The organism is Streptomyces sp. CRCS-T-1, from assembly GCF_024442335.1.
In the GTDB taxonomy this organism is placed as follows: Bacteria; Actinomycetota; Actinomycetes; order Streptomycetales; family Streptomycetaceae; genus Streptomyces; species Streptomyces koelreuteriae.
This window is the reverse complement of the sequence record NZ_CP101651.1, coordinates 7,643,767-7,667,731: the sequence shown is the minus strand read 5'-3', so window position 1 is coordinate 7,667,731 and position 23,965 is coordinate 7,643,767. Positions and strand designations below refer to the sequence as shown.

At 71.7% G+C, this 23,965-nt stretch carries 21 protein-coding genes; 16 read left to right on the top strand and 5 right to left on the bottom strand.

What is annotated here, in order from left to right; genetic code table 11:
- The 7 genes from NNW99_RS34745 to NNW99_RS34715 all read left to right on the top strand — a co-directional run bounded on the left by NNW99_RS34745 (nucleotide 1) and on the right by NNW99_RS34715 (nucleotide 8,407).
- On the top strand, nucleotides 1-849 hold the full coding sequence (locus tag NNW99_RS34745; protein WP_215123130.1) for an ABC transporter permease: 849 nt from the start codon (nucleotides 1-3) through the stop codon (nucleotides 847-849).
- Nucleotides 849-2,498: an ABC transporter ATP-binding protein gene (locus NNW99_RS34740; protein ID WP_215123129.1), complete on the top strand. Its 1,650-nt coding sequence runs from the start codon at nucleotides 849-851 to the stop codon at nucleotides 2,496-2,498. The genes NNW99_RS34745 and NNW99_RS34740 overlap by 1 nt, the downstream gene beginning before the upstream one ends.
- Complete coding sequence (locus NNW99_RS34735) at nucleotides 2,495-3,865, top strand: LLM class flavin-dependent oxidoreductase (protein WP_215123128.1); 1,371 nt, start codon at nucleotides 2,495-2,497, stop codon at nucleotides 3,863-3,865. Before NNW99_RS34740 ends, NNW99_RS34735 begins: the two co-directional genes overlap by 4 nt.
- A gap of 57 nt (nucleotides 3,866-3,922) precedes the next feature.
- Nucleotides 3,923-4,540 carry a TetR family transcriptional regulator gene (locus NNW99_RS34730; RefSeq protein WP_215123127.1) on the top strand — a complete coding sequence of 206 codons (618 nt, stop codon included), beginning with the start codon at nucleotides 3,923-3,925 and terminating at the stop codon, nucleotides 4,538-4,540.
- A gap of 41 nt (nucleotides 4,541-4,581) precedes the next feature.
- The gene (locus NNW99_RS34725; protein WP_215123126.1) at nucleotides 4,582-5,562 is read left to right on the top strand and encodes a zinc-binding dehydrogenase; all 981 of its coding nucleotides are present in this window, start codon (nucleotides 4,582-4,584) and stop codon (nucleotides 5,560-5,562) included.
- A 58-nt stretch (nucleotides 5,563-5,620) separates the two neighbouring features.
- Nucleotides 5,621-6,586, top strand: coding sequence for an alpha/beta hydrolase (locus tag NNW99_RS34720; protein WP_215123125.1), 966 nt, complete (start codon nucleotides 5,621-5,623; stop codon nucleotides 6,584-6,586).
- 162 nt (nucleotides 6,587-6,748) lie between these two features.
- Nucleotides 6,749-8,407 (top strand): alpha/beta hydrolase, encoded by a 1,659-nt coding sequence (locus NNW99_RS34715; RefSeq protein WP_215123124.1) that lies wholly within the window; start codon nucleotides 6,749-6,751, stop codon nucleotides 8,405-8,407.
- Between the two features lie 73 nt (nucleotides 8,408-8,480).
- Here the strand turns inward: NNW99_RS34715 and NNW99_RS34710 are convergent, their stop codons facing one another.
- Nucleotides 8,481-8,891: an MmpS family transport accessory protein gene (locus NNW99_RS34710; protein ID WP_215123123.1), complete on the bottom strand. Its 411-nt coding sequence runs from the start codon at nucleotides 8,889-8,891 to the stop codon at nucleotides 8,481-8,483.
- Between the two features lie 214 nt (nucleotides 8,892-9,105).
- On the opposite strand from NNW99_RS34710, the gene NNW99_RS34705 reads away from it, so the two are divergent.
- Complete coding sequence (locus tag NNW99_RS34705; protein WP_215123122.1) at nucleotides 9,106-10,293, top strand: spermidine/putrescine ABC transporter substrate-binding protein; 1,188 nt, start codon at nucleotides 9,106-9,108, stop codon at nucleotides 10,291-10,293.
- Here the strand turns inward: NNW99_RS34705 and NNW99_RS34700 are convergent.
- On the bottom strand, nucleotides 10,235-11,260 hold the full coding sequence (locus tag NNW99_RS34700; protein WP_215123121.1) for a 5'-nucleotidase: 1,026 nt from the start codon (nucleotides 11,258-11,260) through the stop codon (nucleotides 10,235-10,237). The two genes, NNW99_RS34705 and NNW99_RS34700, sit on opposite strands and share 59 nt — an antisense overlap.
- 83 nt (nucleotides 11,261-11,343) lie before the next feature.
- Nucleotides 11,344-13,797, bottom strand: coding sequence for a SpoIIE family protein phosphatase (locus tag NNW99_RS34695; RefSeq protein WP_215123120.1), 2,454 nt, complete (start codon nucleotides 13,795-13,797; stop codon nucleotides 11,344-11,346).
- A 205-nt stretch (nucleotides 13,798-14,002) separates the two neighbouring features.
- Between NNW99_RS34695 and NNW99_RS34690 the strand changes: the two genes are divergently transcribed.
- The 6 genes from NNW99_RS34690 (at nucleotide 14,003) to NNW99_RS34665 (ending at nucleotide 20,810) form a co-directional block, all read left to right on the top strand.
- Complete coding sequence (locus tag NNW99_RS34690) at nucleotides 14,003-15,352, top strand: MFS transporter (protein ID WP_215123119.1); 1,350 nt, start codon at nucleotides 14,003-14,005, stop codon at nucleotides 15,350-15,352.
- Nucleotides 15,353-15,374: 22 nt separating this feature from the next.
- On the top strand, nucleotides 15,375-16,031 hold the full coding sequence (locus tag NNW99_RS34685; protein WP_215123118.1) for a response regulator transcription factor: 657 nt from the start codon (nucleotides 15,375-15,377) through the stop codon (nucleotides 16,029-16,031).
- Nucleotides 16,032-16,057: 26 nt separating this feature from the next.
- Nucleotides 16,058-17,449 carry a HAMP domain-containing sensor histidine kinase gene (locus NNW99_RS34680; protein WP_215123117.1) on the top strand — a complete coding sequence of 464 codons (1,392 nt, stop codon included), beginning with the start codon at nucleotides 16,058-16,060 and terminating at the stop codon, nucleotides 17,447-17,449.
- Entirely contained in the window at nucleotides 17,446-18,450 is a 1,005-nt protein-coding gene (locus NNW99_RS34675) for a TAXI family TRAP transporter solute-binding subunit (RefSeq protein ID WP_215123116.1), read from the top strand. Before NNW99_RS34680 ends, NNW99_RS34675 begins: the two co-directional genes overlap by 4 nt.
- Before the next feature lie 55 nt (nucleotides 18,451-18,505).
- Nucleotides 18,506-19,450, top strand: coding sequence for an RNA polymerase sigma-70 factor (locus tag NNW99_RS34670; RefSeq protein ID WP_215123115.1), 945 nt, complete (start codon nucleotides 18,506-18,508; stop codon nucleotides 19,448-19,450).
- Nucleotides 19,451-19,574: 124 nt separating this feature from the next.
- Nucleotides 19,575-20,810, top strand: coding sequence for an NAD(P)/FAD-dependent oxidoreductase (locus tag NNW99_RS34665; RefSeq protein ID WP_215123114.1), 1,236 nt, complete (start codon nucleotides 19,575-19,577; stop codon nucleotides 20,808-20,810).
- Nucleotides 20,811-20,832: 22 nt separating this feature from the next.
- On the opposite strand, the gene NNW99_RS34660 is transcribed toward NNW99_RS34665, so the two are convergent.
- A complete protein-coding gene (locus NNW99_RS34660) occupies nucleotides 20,833-21,447 on the bottom strand; it encodes a TetR/AcrR family transcriptional regulator (RefSeq protein ID WP_215123113.1) in 615 nt (204 codons plus the stop codon).
- Nucleotides 21,448-21,517: 70 nt separating this feature from the next.
- Between NNW99_RS34660 and NNW99_RS34655 the strand changes: the two genes are divergently transcribed.
- Nucleotides 21,518-22,120, top strand: a complete 603-nt coding sequence (locus NNW99_RS34655; protein WP_215123112.1) for a peroxiredoxin-like family protein — start codon at nucleotides 21,518-21,520, stop codon at nucleotides 22,118-22,120.
- A gap of 33 nt (nucleotides 22,121-22,153) precedes the next feature.
- On the opposite strand, the gene NNW99_RS34650 is transcribed toward NNW99_RS34655, so the two are convergent.
- Nucleotides 22,154-22,780: a VOC family protein gene (locus tag NNW99_RS34650; RefSeq protein WP_215123111.1), complete on the bottom strand. Its 627-nt coding sequence runs from the start codon at nucleotides 22,778-22,780 to the stop codon at nucleotides 22,154-22,156.
- A 144-nt stretch (nucleotides 22,781-22,924) separates the two neighbouring features.
- Here NNW99_RS34650 and NNW99_RS34645 point away from each other — a divergent pair, with 144 nt between their 5' ends.
- Nucleotides 22,925-23,836, top strand: a complete 912-nt coding sequence (locus NNW99_RS34645; protein ID WP_215123110.1) for an SDR family oxidoreductase — start codon at nucleotides 22,925-22,927, stop codon at nucleotides 23,834-23,836.
- Nucleotides 23,837-23,965 lie beyond the last annotated feature (129 nt).

Sequence of the window (23,965 nt, the reverse complement as noted above, 5' to 3'; positions counted from 1 at the left end):
GTGACCGCCCTGACCACATCTCTGGCCCCGGCCCGTACCCGTACGCGGCTGCGGCCCGGTCTGTTCGCCGCCGGCCTCTTCCTGACCCTGGTGGTCGTCGCCGCGCTCGTCCCCGGCCTGCTCACCTCGTACGCCCCGGACGGCATCAAGCCCGCGGAGTTCTTCCGGTCCCCCTCCGCCGAGCACTGGTTCGGCACGGACCAGAACGGCCGCGACGTGTACACGCGCGTCGTGTACGGCGCCGGGCAGTCCCTCCTCATCGGCCTGGGCGCCACCGCGATCTCCCTGAGCCTCGGCATCGCGCTGGGTCTGGGCGCGGCGCTCGGCGGGCGCCGGGTGGACTTCGCCGTCGGCCGGGTCCTCGAAGTCCTCTTCGCCTTCCCGGGGCTGCTGCTCGCGCTGCTCTTCATCGCCGTGTTCGGCACGGGTGCGGTGACGGCGGCGATCGCGGTCGGGATCGGCGAGGCCGCGGGGTACGCGCGGCTCATCCGCTCCCAGGCGACCACCGTCGTACGCTCCGGCTACGTCGAGGCGGCGCGTGGCCTCGGGCACTCCCCCGCGCGCGTCGTGCGGCGGACCGTCCTGCCCAATGTGCTGCGGCCGCTGGCCGCCCTCGCGACTCTCGGCATCGGCCAGTCCGTGGTGTGGGCGTCGTCGCTGTCGTTCCTGGGCCTCGGCGCGCAGCCGCCGGCGGCGGAGTGGGGCGCGATGCTCGCGGACGGCCGGACCTTCCTCCAGTACGCCTGGTGGACGTCGTTCTTCCCGGGCCTGTTCATCGTCCTGACCACCTTGTCCACGACCGTTCTCGGCCGCCGTCTGCAGGCGTGGCTCGACGTGAGGAGCAGCTAATGACTTCCAACGCCCCTGACACCCATGACGCGTTGATATCCGCGCGGAATCTGACCGTCGGCTTCGGCGACCGCGAGGTCGTGCGCGGTGTCTCCCTCACCGTGCGGCGCGGCGAGACCGTCGCCCTGGTCGGCGAGTCCGGCTCCGGCAAGAGCGTCACGGCCCGCACGCTGGTCGGCCTGACCGGTGCCGGTGCGCGGGTGGCGGCGGACGGGCTGACCTGGCAGGGCGAGGACGTACGCGGATGGGGCGAGCGGCGGTGGCGCCGGGTGCGCGGCCGGGGCATCGGGTTCGTGCTCCAGGACGCGCTCGTCTCACTCGACCCGCTCCGTCCGGTCGGCAGGGAGATCGAGGACGCCCTGCGCCTGCACGGCTACGGCGACCGGGCCACCCGGCGGGCCCGCGTCCTCGAGGTGATGACGCAGGTCGGCATCCCGGACCCCGAACTGCGCGCCGGCCAGCGTCCGCACGAGCTGTCCGGCGGGCTGCGCCAGCGTGCGCTGATCGCCTCCGCCCTGGCGCTCGACCCGCCGCTGCTGATCGCGGACGAGCCGACGACGGCCCTGGACGCCACGATCCAGGCCCAGATCCTCGACCTGCTGGCCGCGGCCCGCAGCCGGGAGCGCGGTCTGCTGTTCATCACCCACGACCTGGGAGTCGTACGACGGCTCGCGGACCGGGTGGCGGTGATGCGCGGCGGCGAGATCGTCGAGGAGGGCGAGGCGGCCGCCGTACTGGAGGATCCGCGGCACCCGTACACGAGGACCCTGCTCGCCGCGGACCCCGCCCGCCACCCCAAGGGCACGCGCCTGACGCCGGGGCCCGCCCCCGCCCCACGCCGGACCGGCGAGCGCCCCGAGGGGACCGTGCTCGCGGCCGACGGGATCCACAAGGCCTTCGGCGGCCGGGACGCCGTGCACGACGTGTCGTTCGCGCTCGCGGCGGGCCGCACCCTGGGCATCGTGGGCGAGTCGGGTTCGGGCAAGTCGACGACGGCCCGGATCGCGCTCGGCCTGACCCGCCCCGACACGGGCACGGTCACCCTGCACGGCGAACCGTGGAGCGAGCTGCCCGAGCGGGAGCGGCGCCCGCGCCGGCACGGCATCCAGCTCGTGCACCAGGACGCGCTCTCCGCGTTCGACCCGCGCTGGACCGTGCGCCGCTCGCTGATCGACGCCGTACGGCTAAAGCGCCCCGGACACCCGGTGCCGACGCCCGACGAGGCCGCGCGCCGGGTGACCGAACTCGCCGCACAGGTCGGCCTCCCGGAGGACACCCTCGACCGGCATCCGCTGTCCCTCTCCGGAGGCCAGCGCCAACGTGCCGCGCTGGCACGGGCATTGGCACCACGCCCGGCCGTCCTGATCCTCGACGAACCGGTGTCCGCGCTCGACGTCTCCGTACAGGCCCAGGTCCTCGACCTGCTCGCCGAGCTGCAGGACTCCCTCGGCCTGGCCTATCTGTTCATCTCGCACGATCTCGGCGTCGTACGCCATGTCAGCGACGACGTCCTCGTGATGAAGGACGGCCGGGTCGTGGAGTCGGGCCCCGCCGAGGACCTGTTCTCCGCCCCTCAGCACCCCTACACCCGAGCCCTGCTGGACGCCGTGCACCCGCACCCCACCACCACCGCCGGAGCCACCCGATGACCGACGCCTCCGCGCCCCGCCGCCCGCTGCGCTTCAACGCCTTCGCCATGAACTGCGTCTCGCACATCAACCACGGCCAGTGGGTGCGCGACGACACGAGCCAGACCTCGTACACCGACCTGGAGACCTGGACGGAGCTCGCGCGGACCCTGGAGCGCGGGTACTTCGACGCGCTCTTCCTCGCCGATGTCATCGGGACGTACGACACCTACCGCGGCTCCCGCGACACGGCGGTGCGCGAAGGGCTCCAGATCCCGGTCAACGACCCGTCGCTCCTGGTCGCCGCCCTCGCCCACGCCACCGAGCACCTCGGTCTCGCCTTCACCCAGTCGGTCCTCCAGGAACCCCCGTACAACTTCGCGCGCCGCCTCTCCACCCTCGACCACCTCACCAAGGGCCGCGTCGCGTGGAACGTCGTCACGTCGTATCTGGAGTCGGCGGCGAGGGGACTCGGCCTCGACGGACTTCCCCTCCACGACGAGCGGTACGAGCGGGCCGAGGAGTACACGGACGTGCTCTACCAGCTTCTGGAGGGGAGCTGGGAGGAGAACGCCGTCCTGCGGGACCGTGAGCGACGTGTCTACGCGGATCCGGCCCGCATCCACGACGTCCACCACGAGGGCCGCTTCTACCGTGTGAACGGCCCGCACCTCTCGGAGCCGTCACCGCAGCGCACACCGATCCTCTTCCAGGCCGGATCGTCCGAGCGGGGTCGGGAGTTCGCCGCCCGGAACGCGGAGGCCGTGTTCCTCGGGGCCGTGTCCCCGGAGGGCGCGCGCACCCAGGTGGAGGACGTCCGGGCGCGGGCGGTGGCGTACGGCAGGCAGGGCGGCGACATCCTCTTCTTCCAGGGGCTGACGCTGATCGTGGGCAGCACCGAGGAGGAGGCGGAGCGCAAGCTCGCCGACTACCGGGAGCACACGAGCCTGGAGGGCTTCGCCGCGCACATGTCGGGCTCCCTCCAACTCGATCTGTCTCAGGTCGATTTCGACGCCCCGGTGGGTGAGATCGACACGAACGGCGTGCAGGGCTTCGTGCGGTCGCTGGTGGAGGGGGCGCCGGACAAGACCTGGACGTTCGGCGAGGTGCTGCGGGCGCGCGCCTGGACGCGGCCGGTCGCCGGGGTGCCGGAGCGGATCGCCGACGAGCTGGAGCGCTGGCGGGACGCCGGCGTCGACGGCATCAACCTCGCGTACGTCACCAGCCCCGGCACCTTCACGGACTTCGCCGACCAGCTCGCGCCGGTGCTGCAGAAGCGGGGCCTGCTGAAGACGGCGTACGAGGAGGGCACGCTGCGCCAGAAGCTGTTCGGCCGGGGCGACCGCCTGCCCGCCTCCCACCCGGCGGCCCGCCACCGGCGCGGGTGATCCACACCCATCCCGGTGTCAGTCACTGACAACTAGGCATCTGCTAACGTAATGTCTGTGACTGACAAGATTGACCTCCGTGAACGCCGTCGGCTGGCCACGGAGTCGGAGATCGAGGACGCCGCGCTCGACCTGTTCGAGCGGCATGGGTTCGAGGGCACGACCGTGGACGGCATCGCCGCCCGGGTCGGCATGTCGCAGCGCACCTTCTTCCGGTACTTCGCGACGAAGGAGGACGCCGCGCTGGGGCCGAACCGTGCCTTCGAGGCGCTGCTCACCGCCCGGCTCGACGGGCGCGTGGCGGGCACGTCGACACTGCGGGACGTGGAGGACGCCGTGGCCGGCGTCCTCGGCGAACTCGGCTCCGGCCGGCCCGACGTCGTGCGGCGCATGGTGCGCGTACGCCGGCTGGTCATCAAGGACGAGGCGTTGCGCGGCGCGGCCCTGCGGCGGGAGGCCGAACAGTGCGAGCGGTTCCTGCGGCTGCTGGCCACTGCCACGGGTGACGAGGCGGCGGCTCCGCGGGCCCGGCTGCTGGCCGAGACGGTGAGCGTCACGCTGCGGGTGGCGTTCGACGAGTGGGCGGCGGGCTACGAACCGGGCCGGGAGTCCGCCCTCGCCGAGACGTACCGCGCGACCTGCACGAGCCTGCGCGAACTCGTCGCGGACCACTGAGCACGCACCGCACCGCACCGCACCAGGAGGAGAGTCTTTCCATGCACGCCCTTGTCCTCGACCGGCCCGGCACCTGTGACACGTTGCGCCCGGCCGACCTGCCGACCCCGGAGCCCGGACCCGGGCAGGTGAGAGTCGAGGTCGAGGCCTGTGGTCTGAACCCCTCGGACTACCAGCGTGCCGCGTACGGCATCCCGGAGTGGGAGTGGCCGGCGGTCCTGGGCCTGGACGTCGTGGGCGTCGTGGACGCCGTCGGCGAGCACGTGACACACGTCCGGCCGGGGCAACGCGTCGCGTACCACGGCGACATCCGCGAACGCGGCGGCTTCGCCGAGTACAGCCTGGCCGACGCCACGGTCCTCGCCCCCGTCCCCGACGGTCTGGCCCCCGCGGCGGCGGCCGCCCTGCCCTCGGCCGGGCCGACCGCCTACCAGGCGGTGATCCGCCGTCTGGGCGTCGGCAAGGGCGACACCGTGCTGATCACCGGCGGCGCGGGCGGGGTGGGCGGCTTCGCCGTACAGCTCGCCGCCCTGGCCGGCGCCCGCGTGTTCGCCACCGAGGCCGCGCACAACGCCGAGCATGTCGAGGCCTTGGGTGCGGAAGCGGTCATCGACTTCCGCACCGAGGACATCCCCACGCGCGTACGCGAGTTGACGGACGGCCGGGGTCTGGACGCCGTGGTCGACACCATCGGCACCGACTCCGCCACCGCCAACCTCCGCCTTCTGGCGCACGGAGGCGGATTGGCAGCCATCGCGGGCCGCCCGGACCTGAGCGCCGTACCGCCGTTCGGCATGGCGCCCTCCGTGCACGAGATCGCCCTCGGCGCGGCGTACACGGTCGGAGACGAACGGTCCCGCGCGCAGCTCTCCGGCATGCTGACGGACCTCCTCGCGCTCACCGCCGAGGGCCGCCTCGACCCGATGCTGGCGCGCCGCGTCCGCCTGGACGAGGTGCCGGCGGCACTCGTCGAGCTGTCGGGCCGCGGCGTGCGCGGCAAGCTCGTCTACGTCCGCGACTGAGCGCGGCGCTGCCCCGACCGACCCGTAGACCCGCCCCGCCCCACCCCGAGGAGTCGGCGTGGCCCTGCGCCCACCTCCGTTCGATCCGGAACTCGCCGACGTGCTGATCGCCGCCGGTGAGGCCGGTTCCTTCGCGCTCACCCCCGAGGTGCTCGCCGAACAGCGCGCGTTGCTGCGTGCGACCGCGCCCACCCTCGAACAGCTCGGCCACGACGGCTTCTTCACGGTGGAGGAGCGCAGCGTGCCGGGGCCGCCGAACGCCCCCGACATCTCCCTGCTCATCTGCCGGCCCGTCGCCCGCGCGGGCCGTCGCCCCGTCCTCTACCACGTGCACGGCGGTGGCATGGTCGTCGGCACCAACCGGTCAGGGATCGACGCCTTCCTGGCCTGGGCTCGCGAACTGGACCTGGTCGTGGTGTCGGTGGAGTACCGGCTCGCGCCGGAGCACCCGCATCCGGCCCCCGTCGAGGACGTCTACGCCGGCCTGACGTGGATCGCGGAGCATGCCGAGGACATCGGAGGTGATCCCGAGCGGATCGTCGTCGCCGGACACAGCGCGGGCGGCGGACTGGCCGCGGCTCTCTCCCTGCTGTCCCGAGACCGTGAAGGGCCGCGCCCCCTGGGGCAGATGCTGTTCGCCCCGATGCTCGACGACCGCAACGACACCCCGTCCGCCCACCAGATGGAGGGCCTCGGCGTCTGGGACCGCAAGGCCAACGAGCTGGGCTGGACAGCGCTGCTGGGCGACAGGCGGGCCACCCCCGGGGTGTCGCCGTACGCCGCCCCGGCGCGGGCACAGGACCTGTCGGGCCTGCCCCCGGTCTACCTGGACGTCGGATCCGCGGAAACCTTCCGCGACGAGGTCGTCACCTACGCCTCCCGCCTCTGGCAGTCAGGGGCGGCGGCCGAACTCCACGTCTGGCCCGGCGGCTACCACACCTTCGACGGATACGCCCCCGAGGCGGCCCTCACCCGGGCCGCGACGGCAGCGCGAACCGACTGGCTGCGCAGGCTCCTGGACTGAGGGCGTCGCGGGGCCTCCGCCCCCTACAACTCCGGTATCACTAAGGCATGTTGTGTCATCCCCAGGGTGGAGGGGTGTGCAGCCCCAGCGAGTGATCCGTACGCGTCGCCGGTTCCGGAAGGATCTTTCCCGTCCGAACATGCGACCGGAAGGATCGATATCGTGCGCAGACGACGTCTCGCGCCCCTGTTGGCCGTGGGTGTCACGGCAACGCTGGCTCCCGCGCTCGCCACCCCGACGGCCACCGCCGCCCCGGCCGCCGCCACCCCGTCGACCGCCTCTTCCTCAGCCGCGTCCAAGGTCGCACTGGACCGGTATGTGAAACAGAAGCCGCGGTGGAAGCGCTGCGAAGCCGACGCTCCGGCGGAGTTCGAGTGCGCCACGATCAAAGTCCCGCTGGACTACCGGGCTCCCGGGGGCAAGCGGATCGACTTGGCGATATCCCGGATCAAGAGCACCGCGCCCGACCAACGACGCGGTGTCCTGCTTTCCAACCCCGGCGGCCCCGGGGGCCCGGGGCTCTACATGCCGCTGGGGATGCAGGAGAGACTCCCCGCGTCCGCACTGGCGAAGTACGACCTCATCGGCTTCGACCCGCGCGGAGTGGGACGGAGCAGCCCGGTCTCCTGCGGTCTGGAGCCGGAAGAGGAGAACTGGCTGCGGCCGTACAAGGCGGAGACGTTCGACAAGGACGTCGCCTGGGCACGCGATGTCGCGACCAAGTGCGAGGAGAAGGCGGGCGACACGCTCGCGCACATCACCACCCGCAACACCGCGCGCGACATGGATCTGCTCCGGGCGATCCTCGGCGAGAAGAAGATCTCGTACGTGGGTTACTCGTACGGCACCTATCTGGGCGCCGTCTACACCCAGCTCTTCCCGGGCCGGACGGACCGGTTCGTGCTGGACAGCGCGGTGGATCCGGCGCGCGCCTGGCGGGGGATGATCCAATGGTGGGCGGAGGGCGCCGAGCCCGCGTTCGACCGGTGGACCGGGTGGGCCGCCGAGCGTTCGGAGACGTACGGCCTCGGTGACACCCCGAAGAAGGTCGACCGCACCTTCTGGGACCTGGTCGCGCAGGCCGACGAGAAGCCCATCGAACTGGAGGGGCAGCCGGTCACCGGAGATGACATCCGCAGCGGTATGCGCGGGGCGGTCTTCAGCCCGCGCGAAGCCACCGAGGCGATCGTGGAGCTGAGGAAGGCCGCGTCCGGCGAACCGGCCTCCGCGAAGAAGCTCGCGGCGTTCGCCGGATCGGAGAGGCCCGGCACGGCAGGCGCCGGCGCCGCTGCCGATGCCGTCGAGACGCCGTCCGACAACATGACGGCGAGCTTCTGGGCCGTGGCGTGCGGCGACAACTCGGCCGCGTGGTCCCGCGATCCGGAGAGCTACCGGCGGGACGCCATCGAGGACAAGGGCCGTTACCCGCTCTACGGTGACTTCGCGTCCAGCATCAAGCCCTGTGCCTTCTGGGACAAGTCCGTGGAACCGGCGACCAAGGTGAACAACAAGGTGCGCTCCCTGGTCGTCCAGAACGAGTGGGACTCGCAGACCCCGCTGCCCAGCGGCCAGGCCCTGCACGCCGCCCTGAAGGGCTCGAAGATGCTCACCGTCCTCGGCGGCGAGGGCCATGGTGTCTACCCGAACGGCAACGCGTGCACGGACGGCACGGTCACCGGCTATCTGCTCACCGGCAAGCTCCCGGCGAAGGACGTGACCTGCGAGGCGACGGCCGAGTCGAACGCGGAGGCACGGAAGAACCAGCAGCGCGACGCGCTCCCCGGCTCTCCGCTCCCGGATCGCGCCCCGGACCGCTTCTGACCCCGTTCACGGAAGGCGGGACCCCTTTTCCGGGGCCCCGCTTTTCCGGGGCCCCGCCCACGGCCTCCTAGGGTCACCCGGTGACCGGGGACTCCGCGATGCAACCGCCTGCGGTCACCATGCCCTTGGCGCTCTGCTCCTCGAGCACCTTGCCCTTGTAGGTGATCTTGCAGGCGACCTGGGCGCCTTCGGGATCCGCCGCGACCGGCATGACCGCCGCCGGCATGATGCCCCGCAGCTTGACCGTCTTCTTCCAGGGCAGTTCGGGCTTCGACACCGACTCGATCTTCGGGTCCGTAGCCTTGCCGCCACCACCGTGGAACTCGATCGAGTCGACGTTCTTCCCCGTCACCTCGTAGGTGACTTCGTACGTCTCGTCCACGGCCTTGTCGACCTGGTCCACCGCCTCGGAACAGGAGCTGAGACCGAACGCGAGGCCGAGGACGGCGACAGAGCAGACGGCGGCACGGATGGTGCGGTGCATTGTGGGATCCCCCCGGATCGTGATGGTCGAGCCCGCAGCCAATCCAAAAGAGATAGTAAAGTCAAACTGTTATGTGACCCGATGGATTCGCAGGTCAGAAGGACTGCCACACCCTCCGGCGGCGCCCACCGCTCGACAGGGTGTCGGGACACCGGCCCGGCTTCCGGACGCGATGTCAATTGTTCGGCCCCGCAAGGCGCGGCATGCTGCCCGAATGCCCCTGAAGACGATCCCTCCGCTCTCCCGCCGCAGCCTGCTGCGTGCGGTCGGTTCCGGTGCGGTGCTCGGCGGACTGGCCGGGTGTGGCGTACCGGCCGCTTATGTGCGGCCCGGCGACCGTGCCGCGGCCGATCTGTCCGCCACTGATCGGCGGCTGATCTGGGCGAACTGGCCGCTGTACATCGACACCGACGACGAGAACCAGGCGAGCCGGCCGACGCTGGAGGGCTTCGAGAAGCGGACGGGCGTATCGGTGGACTACGTCGAGGAGATCAATGACAACGACGAGTTCTTCGGCAAGATCAGTCCCGCGCTGATGAACCATCAGCCCACCGGCCGCGATCTGATCGTCATCAGTGACTGGATGTGCGCGCGGTTCGTGCGGCTCGGCTGGGTGCAGGAGATGGACCGGGCGCGGCAGCCCAACGTGACCCGCTATCTGGACCCGCAGTTGCGTTCGCCGGCCTTCGACCCCGGCCGTAAGTGCACGGTGCCGTGGCAGTCCGGGATCACCGGGATCGCGTACAACCGGCGCAGGACCGGCCGGGAGATACGGCAGGTCTCCGATCTGTGGGCGAGTGACCTGAAGGGACGGGTCACGCTGCTGTCCGGTGTGGACGAGGCGTTCGCGCTGCTGATGCAGGGCAACGGCGTCGACATCACCCGGTGGACGGCCGACGACTTCCACACGGTCTGCGACCAGGTGGAGGAGCAGGTGCGGCGGGGACAGATCCGGCGCTTCACCGGCAACGACTACATCAAGGATCTGTCGAGCGGGGACGTCCTGGCCTGTCAGGCGTACTCGGGCGATGTCATCCAGCTTCAGGCGGACGACCCGGACATCGAGTTCGTCGTCCCCGACGGGGGCGCCGAGCTGTGGGCCGAGTCCCTGATGATTCCCAACCTCGCCCGCCACAAGGCGAATGCCGAGCGGCTGATCGACCACTACTACGACCCCGAGGTCGCCGCCGAACTCGCCGCCTGGGTCAACTACGTCTGCCCGGTCCCGGCCGCCCAGGAGATCCTCGCCTCCGCCAAGGACGAGGAGACGGCCACCCTCGCCGAGAACCCGCTGATCTTCCCTGACGCGGAGATGCGCAGCCGGCTCGCCGTCGCGCGTGACATCACGTCGACGGAGCGGGTGGAATTCGGGAAGCGGTGGAACGGGATCGTGGGATTGTAGGGCTCTCCCCTTGGCCGCTCACCTCTTGACCGCTCTCCCCTTGATTGACCACCCCGAAGGGAATGTGGACGCTCGGGGTTGTCCGGGAAGTCCCCTCGAGGTGCAACTTCTGGTCGTCGAAGAAGATATGAGGGCGCAGCACATCCATGATCGAGCTCTTGTCGATGCCGCCGAGGAAGAACGCGTCATTGACGGTCACTCCCCAGTTTTCCAAACTCAGTATGGCGCGCTCATGCGCCGGTGCGCTGCGGGCCGTGATGATGGATACATGGACGCGGATCTCGTAATCCTCGTCCTCCCTGCGACGTTCTTCCTCCCTTCGCTGCAGCGTGTTGATTTCACGCAGGAAGTCACGGAGCGGGCCCGCGTCGTGAGGGGTGGCGACGTTCATGGTCTCGTGAGCCCGGAACCCTTCCATACCGCCCTGCTGGAAGACCCGCTCCGATTCATCACCGGCGAGAACGCCGTCGAAGTCGAAGGCGATCCGCAGATCCCTGTCCTCCGGGTCATCGGCGACGGCGGACCCGAGAACCCGCCCGGCAGGCAGCCCGGCGGCCACCGCTTCCCGTACGTCGCCCTCGTCCGCGGACAGGAAGAGGGACATGTGCAGAGCACGCATGAACTTGTACGGCGCCCGGCCTTGCATGAATACGGCCCGGCTGATGGGCAGGCCGTGCGATTCTATGGACCGCATGACTCGAAGCCCTGTGTCAGGGTCGTTGCGGGAAAGAATGATCACCTCGACCAGGGGATCACCTTCCGGGTTCAAGTCGTTCAGCGACAGAATGCGGCGAATGAAGGGGAAGGCGACACCCGGCTGGAGCGTGTTGCCAAGATTGGCTCGCTGATATACGCGATATCCCTCCTCACCTTCCTCCCGGAACACACCATCGGACTCCGCGAGGTCGAAGAGGGCGCTTGACGCTATCCCGATGACCAACCGATTCTCGAGGCTGTAGGGCGGCATGATGGGTTCCCCCTGGTGGACATCACGGTGGTACTGGAACTGAGGCCGGCGCGCTGCACACAGTAGGAGATGGGTGGGAGGCCTCACATCGCGGCCGGGCCGGATTCGCCTGTCGACAGGGCCTGTTCCGCCCAGATCGTTTTGCCGCGGCGGGCGTGGCGGGTGCCCCATCTGCGGCTGAGTTGGGCGACCAGGAGCAGGCCGCGGCCGCCTTCGTCGTAGGTGAGGGCGCGGCGCAGGTGCGGTGCGGTGCTGCTGGTGTCGGAGACCTCGCAGATGAGGTTGCGGTCCAGGATCAGGCGCAGTTCGATGGGCGGCTCGGCGTAGCGGATGGCGTTGGTGATCAGTTCGCTGACGACGAGTTCAGTGACGAACGCGTCCTCTTCCAGGTTCCACTCCTGCAACTGCCGCGTGACGCCGCGCCGGATGCGGGCGACCTCGGACGGTTCCGGGGGGACGTCCCAGGCGGCCACATGGCGTGAGTCCAGGGCCTTGGTGCGGGCCAGCAGCAGCGCCACGTCGTCGGCCGCCCGGTCCGGGAGGAGGGCCTGCAGCACGTCGTCGCAGGTGCTCTCCAGCGAGGATCCCGCTCGGGCCAGCGTCTTGAGCAGGTCGTCGACCCCCTGGTCGATGTCGCGCCCGCGCGCCTCGACGAGACCGTCGGTGTAGAGGGCGAGCAGGCTGCCTTCGGGCAGTTCGATCTCGGTCGACTCGAAGGGCAGGCCGCCCAGCCCCAGGGGCGGTCCGGCGGGAAGGTCGAGCAGGAAGGGTTCGCTGCCGGGGATGAGCAGGGCCGGCGCCGGGTGGCCCGCGCGTGCCACGCAGCAGCGTCGGCTGACCGGGTCGTAGACGGCGTAGAGACAGGTGGCGCCTATGTCGGGGGCGCTGTCGGGTGCGTCGTCGCCCTCGGCCGACAGGCGGTCCACCAGATCGTCCAGGTGTGTCATGAGCTCGTCGGGCGGGAGGTCGACGTCCGCCAGGGTGCGCACGGTCGCGCGCAGGCGTCCCATGGCGGCCGAGGCCTGGATCCCGTGCCCCACGACGTCGCCGACGACGAGGCCCACCCGGGCGCCGGAGAGCGGGATGACGTCGAACCAGTCGCCGCCCACACCGGCCTGCGCGCTGGCGGGAAGGTAACGCGAGGCGGTCTCGACCGCGGGCTGGCGGGGATGGCCCTGCGGCAGCAGGCTGCTCTGCAGGGTCAGCGCGGTGGTGCGCTCCCGGGTGTAGCGGCGGGCGTTGTCGATGCTCAGAGCCGCCCGGGCGGTGATCTCCTGCCCCAGGAGCAGGTCGTCCTCGGTGAAGGGTTCCGGGTTCCGGTGCCGGGTGAAGGTGGCCACGCCGAGTGTGATGCCGCGGGCCCGCATCGGCACCGCCAGGACCGAGTGGAAGCCGAAGCGGCGTACCCGTTCCGCGCGCTCGGGGGCCTGGTTCTCCCACTTGGCCACCCCGGCCGGGGTCACCTCGTGGATCAGGGGCTGTCCCGAGGCGAGGACCTCGGCGGCCGGGGAGACGTTCGGGTAGACGGCGACCGTGCCCAGATCCACCACGGCCTCGGGGCAGCCCGGCAGCACCGACTGGTTGGCCACCCGGCGCAGCATGACCGGGCTGGGCAGGGTCATGGCGCGCAGCTCCTGGTCGTCCTCGATGTCGGGGAGCAGGTCCACGGTGACGAAGTCCGCGAGCTGCCCGACGGCGACGTCGGCCATTTCCTGAGCGGTCTGGGTCAGGTCGAGGGTGGTGCCGATACGGACCCCGGCCTCGGCGACCAGGGCGAGGCGCTGCCGGGCCAGGTGCTCCTCGGTCATGTTGTGGGCGGACAGCAGGACGCCCCGGACCGTGCCGTCGGGGTCGTGCACCGGCGCCAGGGTGACCGACCACAGGCTCTCCCGCGGATCGCCGGACAGGTGCAGGGCGGCTCGCATGTGCTGCCGTTCGCCGGTCGCCAGGACCCGCCGCATCAGGTCCTCGGTGCGGTCGCTCTCGGCGTCGAGGACGATCTCCGACACCCGCAGCCCGCGCATCTCGGCCTCGGTCAGGCCCATCACGCGTTCCATGTCCGCGTTGGCCCGCAGCAGCCGCAGCTCCGTGTCGTAGAGCGCGGTGGTGCACGGGGACTGGGTGAGGGACCACCCGTGCGGGCTGTCCTCGTCGAGTTCGCTGCGGGTGCCGGCGACCGGGGAGACGAGGAGCCACTCGGGGCCGCTGCCGTCGCCGGAGGGCCGCTCACGGCGGTGTGCCAGGAGGCTCACCCGGACGAGGTGGCCGTCCCGATGGCGGAGGTTCACCGAGCCGTTCCACCGGCGCAGCCCCGCGAGGGACCGCAGTGTGTCGGCGAGCGGCTCGTCGGCGAGCAGCAGGGTCGCGGAGCGGCCCGTGACCTCCGCCTCCTGGTACCCCAGCAGCCGTCGTGCACCTTCGCTCCACCCGGTCAGCCCTCCGTGTGCGTCCACGACCGCTCTGGCCGTTGCCGCCTCGCCGTCGGCCTGCACCGGCTCCGCCACCGGCTCGTCCCCGGTGGTTCCCGGTTGCGTCATCGCGCCATCCTGCCCAAAGAAGCACCGGACCCTGATCGCTATACACGGTATTGAGTGCAAACCAGGATAATTGAGTATTCATCCGTGGTCACCATGTGGCGAGGGACCTCCCTAAGGGACTGTAAGGACTTGGCTCCCGGCGTTGAGCTGCCCTGTTCGGGCCGTCGACTCTGTGTGCTTCCGGGCCGCAGACAAGGGAGTTCCGATGGCCACACAGACCACCGCCGAGCGGGCGCGCAAGCCGCGTCGCGACGAACGCAGGGTCGTCAGCAATATCGTCCGTGGATCGATCGGCAATCTGATCGAGTGGTACGACTGGTACGCGTACACCGCGTTCAGCGTCTATTTCGCGTCCGTCTTCTTCCCCTCGGGCGACCAGACCGCGCAGCTTCTGAACACCGCCGCGGTGTTCGCCGTCGGCTTCCTGATGCGGCCGATCGGCGGCTGGGTGCTGGGCCGCTACGCCGACCGCCGTGGCCGCCGAGCGGCGCTGACGCTGTCGGTGACGCTGATGGCGGCCGGATCGCTGATCGTCGCGCTGACGCCGTCGTACGGCTCGATCGGAGTGGCCGCGCCGATCCTCCTGGTCACCGCGCGGCTGCTGCAAGGGCTCTCGGTAGGAGGCGAGTACTCGACCTCCGCCACCTATATGTCCGAGGTGGCCACGCCCGGCCGCCGGGGCTATTACTCGAGTTTCCAGTACGTCACCCTCATCGCCGGCCAGCTCACGGCGCTCGGCCTGCAGATCGTGCTGCAGCAGGTGCTCAGCCCCGCGCAGATGGACTCCTGGGGCTGGAGGATCGCATTCGTCGTCGGCGCCGCGGGGGCGGTGATCGTGCTGTGGCTGCGGCGCGGCATGGACGAGTCCGAGAGCTTCGAGCGCGCCGCGTCGGAGGGCGAGAAGGAGCAGGACGGCCCGGCCCGCGGCAGCCTGCGGCTGCTGCTGTCGTACCCGCGCCAGTGCCTGGTCGTGGTGGGCCTGACCATGGGCGGCACGCTGTTCTTCTACACGTACACGACCTATCTGCAGAAGTTCATGGTCAACACCAGCGGCATCGAGAAGCCGACGGCCGCCTGGATCAACTTCTTCGCGCTGCTCGTGTTCGTCCTGCTCCAGCCGGTGATGGGGCTGCTCTCCGACCGGGTGGGGCGGCGTCCCCTGCTGATCGCGTTCGGGGTGCTGGGCACCGTGGTGGTGGTGCCCTCGCTCACGCTGCTGTCGCACACCAGCGATCCCGTGTACGCGTTCCTGCTCATGGTCGGGCCGCTGGCCGTCAGCTCCCTGTACACCTCGATCAGCGCGGTGGTGAAGGCGGAGCTGTTCCCGACCTCGATCCGGGCGCTCGGCGTCGGCCTGCCGTACGCGCTGACCGTGGCCGTGTTCGGCGGTACCGCCGAGTACATCGCCCTGTGGTTCAAGAAGGCGGGGCACGAGAACTGGTACTTCTACTACGTGACCGCCTGTGTCCTGATCTCGCTGCTCGTCTACATTCGGATGCGCGAGACCTCCGACGCGTCCCCGCTGGACGAGGACGATTCCCGGTCTCGCGACTGACGAGGCGGGAAGGGAGGCAGCCGTGCGGGTGCTGCTGGCCGAGGACGACGACGGTGTGGCGGGCGCGCTGACCGAGGCCCTGTACGACAACGGCCACGCGCCGGCCAGGGTCAAGCGCGGCGAGGACGTCCTCGCCCGCCACCGGCAGGCGGACCTGCTGCTGCTCGACCTCGGCCTGCCCGACCTGGACGGTCTTGAGGTGCTGCGCAAGCTGCGCGCGGTCAGCCCCCTGCCGGTGGTGGTGCTGACCGCGCGGGGCGACGAACGGTCGGTGGTGCGCGGCCTGCGGCTGGGCGCCGACGACTACCTGGTCAAACCGGTCCGGCTGGCCGAGCTGCTGGCCCGTATCGAGGCCGTCACCCGCCGTGCCACGCCCGCAGCCCCGGCGGCGCGCACGGTGCGCGTCGCCGATGTCGAGGTCGACCTCGACGCGCGCCGGGTGACGGTCGGCGGCGCGGAGGTGCGGCTGACCACCAAGGAGTTCGAGGTCCTCGCCGCGCTGGCGGCGCGGGCCGGCACGGCGGTCAGCCGCCAGCAGCTCATGGACGAGGTGTGGGGCGACGCGTTCCTCGCCGTGTCCCGCTCGCTCGACGTGCATCTCACCCAGGTGCGGGCCAAGCTCGGCCGCCCCGAGGTGCTGACCACCATCCGCGGCTTCGGCTACCGCTTCGGCGACTGAGCCGGTTCTCACGGCAGGCCCTGTTCATGCGCACCCGCGTCCTCACCGTGGTCCTGGCCTTCGTGGTCCTCGCCGTGGCCGGCTTCGCCGTCCCGCTGCTGGCCGTCACCGCCGCGCAGCGCACCCAGCAGCTCGTCTCGGCACGCACCGCCGACCTCGACCGGTTCGCCGGGCTGGCCGAGCAGGCCGCCGAGAGCGACGACACCGGCGCGCTCACCGCCGATGTGCGGCGCTACACCGAGCTGTACGGCGAGGCCGTCGTGGTCGTCGACGCCCGCCGCGCCCCGGTGGTACAGACGGGCGGCCTGCGCGCCGCCGACCCGGCCGTCGCCCGGCTCGTCGACGCGGCGCTGCGCAACCAGCCCGTCTCCCCCGGCGGGACGCTGCGGCCCTGGTCGCGGGCCGACCGGCTGCTCGCCCGTCCCGTGGGCACCGGCACCAGGGTGTCCGGCGCGGTGGTGCTGCGGGCCTCGGTACGGACGGCAGCGGACGACATCGCCCTGCGCTGGGCGCTCGTCCTGGCCGGTGCCGGGCTGTTCGCGGTGGCCTGTGTGCTGCTCGCCCGCCGGGCCACGCAGTGGGTCGTACGGCCGCTGCACCGTCTCGATCGCGCGGTCGGCACCCTGGCCGCCGGGCTGCCGCCCGAGCACGCGCGGGCCGGCGGGCCGCCGGAGCTGCGGCAGCTCGCCACCGGCTTCAACCGTATGGCCGACGGGGTCACCACCGCGCTGGAGCAGCAGCGACGGCTCGTCGCCGACACCTCGCACCAGCTGCGCAACCCCCTGGCCGCCCTGCGGCTGCGCATCGACTCGCTCCAGCCGCATCTGCGCACCTCCGCCACCCGCACCTACACCGGGGTGACGTCCGAACTCGAACGCATGGAGCATCTCCTCGACGATCTGCTCACCCTGGCGAACGCCGAGCACCGCGCGGGCGAACTGGCCGTCACGGACGCACGCGAGTCGTGCTGCGACGCGACGGCGGTCGCCGCGGCCCAGGCCCGGCTGTGGCAGCCGGTGGCCGAACAGGCCGGAGTCCACCTGGAGTTCGTCCCCGGCCCCGTCGTCCTCATGGCGTGTCCGGAGGGCGAGCTGGCCCAGGTGGCCGACATCCTCCTCGACAACGCGATCAAGTACGCGGGGAGCGGCGCCCGCGTGGAGGCGCGCTGCCTCACCGAGGGCCCGGACGCGGTGCTCGAGGTACGGGACGACGGCCCGGGCCTCGCGAGGGGGGAGCTTCCCCGGGCGGGCACCCGCTTCTGGCGTTCGGAACGGCACCGTGAGGTGCGCGGCAGCGGCCTCGGTCTGGCGATCGCCGAGCGACTGGTCGCCGGACACGCCGGGCACGTCGAGTTCACGGCGGCCGACCCGCACGGCCTGCGCGTGCGGATCGTGCTCCCGAAGGGCCGCATCGCATGACCGGCCCCGACGGCGCCACGACCCGCCGCACCGCGCTGCGCGCCGCACTGGGCGTTGCGGGCACCGGCCTGCTCGCGGGCTCGGTGGCCGCCGACACACGCCGCGCGGACAACGGCCCGCAGGGAAAGCTGCGGATCGCGACCGGCGAGACCGACGGCTTCTACGCCGCCTTCGGCCGACTGCTCGCCGCCCAGGTCACGGCCGTCTACCCGCGGCTGTCCTGCGAGGTGGTCAACAGCGAGGGCAGCGTCGACAACGTACGGCTGCTCCGGGCCCGCCGGGCCGACGTGGCACCGGCCCTGTCGGACATCGCGTGGGCGGCGTACGGCGGCACCGCGCCCTTCGACCGCCGCGTCCCGCTGCGCGCGATCGGCCGGGTCTACGAGAACTATGTCCAGCTCGCCGTGCGCTCCGACGCCCCGATCCACCGGGTGACCGACCTGGCGGGCCGCACGCTCTCGCTGGGCGCGGCGGCGTCGGGCGGTGCGGTGCTCGGCGACCGGCTGCTGCGTGTCGCGGGCCTGACCCCCGGCACCGACGTACGGGTCCGGCATCTGCTGATGCCGGAGGCGGCGCGTGCGATGCGGGCCGGAACGATCGACGCCCTGCTGGTCGCCGGGGGCGTACCGCTCCCGGTGCTCTCCTGGCTCGACACGGACCCCGGTATCCGCCTGCTGCCCCTGTCCGGTCTGCTGCCCCGGCTGCGGGCCGGCCTCGGCCCGGCGGGGTCGGGTCTGGAGGCGGTGTCGGTGCCGGCCGGGGCGTACCGGAAGACCCCCGAGGTCCCCACCATCGGCGTCGCCAACCTCCTGCTCTGCCGCCCCGGCCTCCCGGCCCCGGTCGCCGCCGCCCTCACCCACGTCCTGGTCCGCCGCGCCACCCGCCTCGTCCCGGCCCCGGCCCTCGGCACGCAGTTCCTCGACGCCCGCAGCCTGATCTCCACGGGGGCCGTCCCCCTGCATCCCGGGGCGGTCGCCGCGTATCGCGAACTGCACGGGTAGCGGCGGCTCTCCGCTCCTGTCCCTCAGCGGGCACACCCGGGCTAAGATCCCGGTCATGGCCCTGACCATGAGCGACGTGGACCGGTTCGAGGCGGCGAGGCCCCGTCTGGAGGCCATCGCCTACCGGCTCCTCGGTTCCGCGAGCGAGGCCGAGGACGCCGTACAGGAGACGTTCCTGCGCTGGCAGGCCGCCGACATCGACCGCGTCGAGGTCCCCGAGGCCTGGCTGACGAAGGTGCTCACCAACCTGTGCCTCAACCAGCTCGCCTCGGCCCGGGCACGGCGCGAGACCTACGTCGGCCAGTGGCTCCCCGAGCCGGTGCTCGCCGGGGACCCCATGCTCGGCCCGGCCGACACCGCCGAACAGCGCGAATCGGTCTCGTACGCGGTCCTCGCCCTGCTGGAGCGCCTCTCCCCCAACGAGCGGGCGGTGTATGTCCTGCGCGAGGCGTTCGGCCACCCGCACCGGGAGATCGCCGAGATCCTCGACATCACCGAGGCCGCCTGCCAGCAGATCTTCCACCGCGCCAAGAAGCATGTCGCGGACGGCAGGGCCCGAACCGAGGTCGACGAGGCCGCCGCCCGGCGGGTCGTCGAGGAGTTCCTGGCGGCCGCAACCAGCGGCCGGACCGAGCCGCTGGTGCGGCTGCTCACCCAGGACGCCGTCTCGGTCGGCGACGGTGGCGGGAAGGTCCCGGCCCGTGCCAAGGCGTTCGAGGGGGCCCTCGCGGTCGCGAAGTTCATGCGGGGCCTGTTCAAGCCAGGCAAGGCCAAGCGCGACCTGGTCGGCGGATCGCCCGACGTCTACGCCTCGACCGCCAACGGCGGCCCCGCCCTCGTGGTGGTCCTCGACGGCCGGGTCATCGGCGTGATGTGCCTGGAGATCACCGCCGAGGGCATCGCCGGGTTCCGCAACCAGGTCAACCCCGACAAGCTCGAACGCGCGACCAGGCAGTGGGCGGCCACCGACCACGGCGCTCCCCTGCTCACGGTCTTCTGAAGATCTTCCGAAGGTCTTCTGACACCATCGACGACGATGTGACGTGCTTCACACCACGGTCCTGTCAGGAAACGGCGGGCTGCCCGGTTCAAGGGGCGAGTCCCGCTCGAGACAGGAGCCCGAAATGCAGCACCGCATCGTCGTCCTCGGAGCCGGCTACACCGGAGCCATCGCCGCCGGCCGCCTCGCCAAGAGGCTGCACCGTGAAGACGTCGCCCTCACCCTCGTCAACGCCGAGCCCGACTTCGTCGAGCGGGTCCGGATGCACCAGCTCGCGGCGGGGCAGGACCTCAGGCCCCGGCCCTTCCGCGACATGTTCGCGGGCACCGGCGTCGCGCTGAAGCTCGCGACGGTCACCGGCGTCGATGTCGACCGCAAGACCGTCACCGTCAACGCCGTCGATCCCGTCAACCCCGTCGACACGCAGGGCCCCGGGCAGCCGGAGACCGAGGAGCTGGAGTACGACACCCTCGTGTACGCCCTCGGCAGCGGCTGGAACGACCAGGGCGTCCCCGGCGTCGCCGAGCACGCCCATCAGCTCGCCGGCCGACCCGGCGCACTGCGGTTGCGCGAGCGCCTGGCCCGTATGGACGCCGGAGAGTCCGTGGTCGTGGTCGGCGGCGGACTCACCGGCCTGGAGGCCGCGACCGAGATCGCCGAGGCCCGCCCGGACCTCGACATCGCCCTGGCCGCCCGCGGCGAACTCGGCGACTGGCTCTCCCCCAAGGGCCGCCGGCACCTGCGGAAGGTCTTCGGCAAGCTCGGCATCACCGTCCACGAGCACACCTCGGTCACCGGCGTCGAGGCCGACCGTGTCACCACCGCCGACGGCGGGACGATCCCCTCCGCGGCCACCGTGTGGACCACCGGCTTCGCCGTCCACCCGATCGCGCGGGCCACCACCCTGGAGGTCACCGACACCGGCCGGATCGTGGTCGACGGGACCATGCGCTCGGTCTCGCACCCGGACGTGTACGCCATCGGCGACGCGGCCCTCGCCATGGGCCCCGGCGACAAGCCGCTGCGGATGTCGTGCGCCTCCGGCACCCCCATGGCCTGGCAGGCCGCCGACGCCATCGCGGCCCGCCTGACCGGCGGGAAGCTCCCGAACGCCCCGCTGCGCTACTTCAACCAGTGCATCTCGCTGGGCCGCGAGGAAGGCCTGATCCAGTACGTCACCGCCGACGACCGCGCCGTCCGCGCGGCCCTGACGGGCCGGTTCGCCGCCGTCTACAAGGAACTGATCTGCAAGGGCGCGGCCTGGGGCGTCGCCAACCCGACCCTCGGCCTGCCGACCCGCCGCCGCCGCGTCGTACCGCAGCCGGCCCTGGCCGATGCGTCGGTCGGGACAGCGGCCTGACGCGCACGGCAGCCCGACGGCCTCATGCCCCGAGGCCGTCGAGCAGCAGGGCGAGCCCTCCCAGGAACTCCTGGTCCGCGCTGATGTTCCGGGCGTCCCGCGCCGTTTCGGTCATGTGGGGGAACTCGGCGGGCGGCAGCTCGGTGATGGCTGTCGTCCCCGGGCCGGACAGGGGCCCTAGGTGTTCCAGCTGGATCGCGCCGATGATGTAGCCGAGCAGGCCGCGCAGGGCGATGACCCGGCGGTCGCCCTCGATGCCCGCCTCGGTGAGGACGGCGGTCACGGTCTCCGACCAGCGCAGTACTCCGAGGGAGTGGTGCCGGTGGGTGATGGTCAGGGGAACGACCGCCGGATGAGCGCCCACGGTGTCGCGCAGACGCCGCGCCATGACCTCGATCCGCTCACGCCATGACGCGTCGGGATCCGGGGGCCCGGAGTCCACGGCGTTCAGTACCAGCTCGACGACGAGCCGTTCGAGCTCATCGCGGTCGTGCACATAGCGGTAGAGACCCATGGTGCTCATGCCGAGCTCCTGGGCGACGGCGCGCATCGACAGCCCGGGGAGCCCGTCGCGGTCGATGACGGCGAGGGCGGCCGAGGCGAGCTGATCGGGGGTGAGGGAACGGGGACGCGGCATGACGGTTGACAGCGTACGGCATACGCCTACGCTGGTAGGCGTATGCCGTACGCCAACGGAGGGAATGTCGATGCGCCTGTCCCGCAGTCCGGTGGAGCCCGGGTCCACCGTCAACGCACGCACGCTCAGCGCTGTCTCCGGCGACGAGGTCGCCGTTCCCGACCCCGGCCGGCTGGTTCACCTTCAGTTCCGGCGGTTCGCCGGCTGCCCGGTCTGCAACCTGCATCTGCGGTCGGTGATACGGCGGCACGGGGAGATCGAGGCCGCCGGGGTACGCGAGGTCGTGGTCTTCCACTCCCCCGCCGGGGAACTGTCGCCCCACACGACCGATCTGCCGTTCGCCGTCGTCGCCGACCCCACCAGGAGGCTGTACACGGAGTTCGGCGTGGAGCGGTCGCCCCGCGCCCTGCTCAGCCCCCGAGCCTGGGGACCGATCGTCCGCGCGGTCCTCAGCGGCGTACGGGAGGTTGCCCGCGGACGGGAGCGCCTGCCCTCGACCAGCCCGCACGGCGGCCGGCTCGGCCTGCCCGCCGACTTCCTCATCGCACCCGGCGGGCGCGTCCTCGCGGCCAAGTACGGCGAGCACGTCTACGACCAGTGGTCGGTCGACGAACTGCTGGAACTGGCGGCCACCACCCCGCGCACGCCCCGTACGAATCCCGCGGCCCGGTGACCGGGGGCCGCGGGTACCCGGACAACTCCAGGTTCACAGCGAGGCGTTCTCCGAGGCCGTCGCCCAGGCGAATCCGTCCGGGTCGGTGAAGGTCCCGGCGTCGCTGTCGATCGTGAGGCGGTGCGAGCCGGTGCCGTCGGGGGAGACGCCGACGAGTTTGGCCAGGCCCCGGCGCTTGTAGAGCGCCAGTTTGACCGGATCCGACCCGGTGGCGAACTCGACGTACTTGCCGCCGAAGCTCTTCGCCACGGCGAGGCCGTGATCGACATAGAACTGCTTGCTGGCCTTCACGTCCTCGACGCCGAGCAGGAGCACGATCTCGTCGATCTGCCGGGAGGTGGGGCCGGTGTTCTTCTTCGACGACGAGACCACCTGCCAGAGCGTGCCGTCGGGGGCCCGCACGACGCCCCCGTAGCCCCAGAGCGACTTGGCGGGAGGCTTCAGGGTCTCGGCACCGGCCTCCACGGCGGCGTCGACGAGGGCGTCGACGTCGGCCGGCTGGGACATCACGAGCGACAGCGTGAAGCCGCGGAAGCCGGAGGTCGGTGCCTCCGAGGCCCGCAGACGTACCTGTCCGCCCAGGCCGAGGGCGGTGGTGCAGAAGCGTTCGGCGGCGGCCCGGTCGGACACCTCGAGGGTGACGGATGCGATGGAAGTCATGACGTCGACGCTAGAGCGGCCGGGGCACCCACGCTTCTCGAATCCTGACCGGAACGGCGACGGGGCCCGGATGCCCGGCGTGCCGACGGCCCGGTCCGCGCCTAACGTGGGCCTGGCCAGCGCCGCCGCGGAGAGGAACCTGCCATGCCGGTCGCTCAGAGCCCTCTGCACGGTCGGACCGCCGTGGTGACCGGCGCGGCGCGCGGCCTCGGCGAGGCGATGGCCCGGGAGCTGTGCCGCCGGGGCGCGCGGGTGGCGCTGCTCGGCCGTGAGGAGCGGACGTTGGCCCGGGTGCGGGACAGCCTTCGGGGCGTGTCCGAGTGCTGGGAGGTCGATGTCACGGACGAGCGCGGGATGGCTCGCGCCGCCGACGGGATCCGTGAGACGTTCGGGCCGCCCTCGGTGGTGATCGCCAACGCGGGGGTCGCCGAGGGCGGGCCGTTCGCCGAGGCCGATCTCGACGTCTGGCGCCGGGTGGTCGAGGTGAACCTCGTCGGCAGTGCCGTCACCGCGCGGACGTTCCTGGCGGACCTCCTGGACACACGGGGCTACTTCCTCCAGGTCGCGTCGCTCGCGTCCATCGGCGCCGCGCCCATGATGAGCGCGTACTGCGCTTCGAAGGCCGGGGTCGAGTCGTTCGCCCACGCGCTGCAGGCGGAGGTCGCCCATCAGCATGTGGGCGTGGGCATCGCGTACATCAACTGGACGGACACGGACATGGTCCGCGACGCCGACGCGCACCCCGTGCTGCGGGAACTGCGCGGCCACATGCCGCCGCCGGCGCGCAAGGTGTATCCCGTCTCGTATGTCGCCGGCCGGCTGGTCACGGCGGTCGAACGGCGCCGGCCGTCGGTCTACATGCCCCGCTGGCTGCGATACACCCAGCTCGTGCGGGCGGCGATGCCGCCGGTCGTCACGCGGCTGTCGCGCCGTGAACTGCCCCGTCTCGCCGCCCGCGAGCCCTTCACGGCCACGGGGCTCCTCGGCGCCGGAGGCCGGGCCGCCCAGGCGACCCGGGCCACCCGGGCCACCGGTGTCGACACCCCGCCCGGCTGAACACCGGCTCGGCGGCGGCCCGCATCCATCCGCGGCGTCACCCATCCGTCGGCGACATCACGCATCCGTCCCCGGCAGCCCGCATCCATCCACCGCCTCCCGTCCGAAGTGGTCCGTGTGGGAGCGAAT

Excerpts from the sequence above, each read along its gene's own strand:
- NNW99_RS34740 (WP_215123129.1), top strand. The coding sequence starts at position 849 with ATGACTTCCAACGCCCCTGACACCCATGACGCGTTGATATCCGCGCGG.
- NNW99_RS34735 (WP_215123128.1), top strand. The coding sequence starts at position 2,495 with ATGACCGACGCCTCCGCGCCCCGCCGCCCGCTGCGCTTCAACGCCTTC.
- NNW99_RS34725 (WP_215123126.1), top strand. The coding sequence starts at position 4,582 with ATGCACGCCCTTGTCCTCGACCGGCCCGGCACCTGTGACACGTTGCGC.
- NNW99_RS34710 (WP_215123123.1), bottom strand. The coding sequence starts at position 8,891 with ATGCACCGCACCATCCGTGCCGCCGTCTGCTCTGTCGCCGTCCTCGGC.
- NNW99_RS34705 (WP_215123122.1), top strand. The coding sequence starts at position 9,106 with ATGCCCCTGAAGACGATCCCTCCGCTCTCCCGCCGCAGCCTGCTGCGT.
- NNW99_RS34700 (WP_215123121.1), bottom strand. The coding sequence starts at position 11,260 with ATGCCGCCCTACAGCCTCGAGAATCGGTTGGTCATCGGGATAGCGTCA.
- NNW99_RS34695 (WP_215123120.1), bottom strand. The coding sequence starts at position 13,797 with ATGACGCAACCGGGAACCACCGGGGACGAGCCGGTGGCGGAGCCGGTG.
- NNW99_RS34690 (WP_215123119.1), top strand. The coding sequence starts at position 14,003 with ATGGCCACACAGACCACCGCCGAGCGGGCGCGCAAGCCGCGTCGCGAC.
- NNW99_RS34680 (WP_215123117.1), top strand. The coding sequence starts at position 16,058 with ATGCGCACCCGCGTCCTCACCGTGGTCCTGGCCTTCGTGGTCCTCGCC.
- NNW99_RS34675 (WP_215123116.1), top strand. The coding sequence starts at position 17,446 with ATGACCGGCCCCGACGGCGCCACGACCCGCCGCACCGCGCTGCGCGCC.
- NNW99_RS34670 (WP_215123115.1), top strand. The coding sequence starts at position 18,506 with ATGGCCCTGACCATGAGCGACGTGGACCGGTTCGAGGCGGCGAGGCCC.
- NNW99_RS34665 (WP_215123114.1), top strand. The coding sequence starts at position 19,575 with ATGCAGCACCGCATCGTCGTCCTCGGAGCCGGCTACACCGGAGCCATC.
- NNW99_RS34660 (WP_215123113.1), bottom strand. The coding sequence starts at position 21,447 with ATGCCGCGTCCCCGTTCCCTCACCCCCGATCAGCTCGCCTCGGCCGCC.
- NNW99_RS34655 (WP_215123112.1), top strand. The coding sequence starts at position 21,518 with ATGCGCCTGTCCCGCAGTCCGGTGGAGCCCGGGTCCACCGTCAACGCA.
- NNW99_RS34650 (WP_215123111.1), bottom strand. The coding sequence starts at position 22,780 with ATGACTTCCATCGCATCCGTCACCCTCGAGGTGTCCGACCGGGCCGCC.
- NNW99_RS34645 (WP_215123110.1), top strand. The coding sequence starts at position 22,925 with ATGCCGGTCGCTCAGAGCCCTCTGCACGGTCGGACCGCCGTGGTGACC.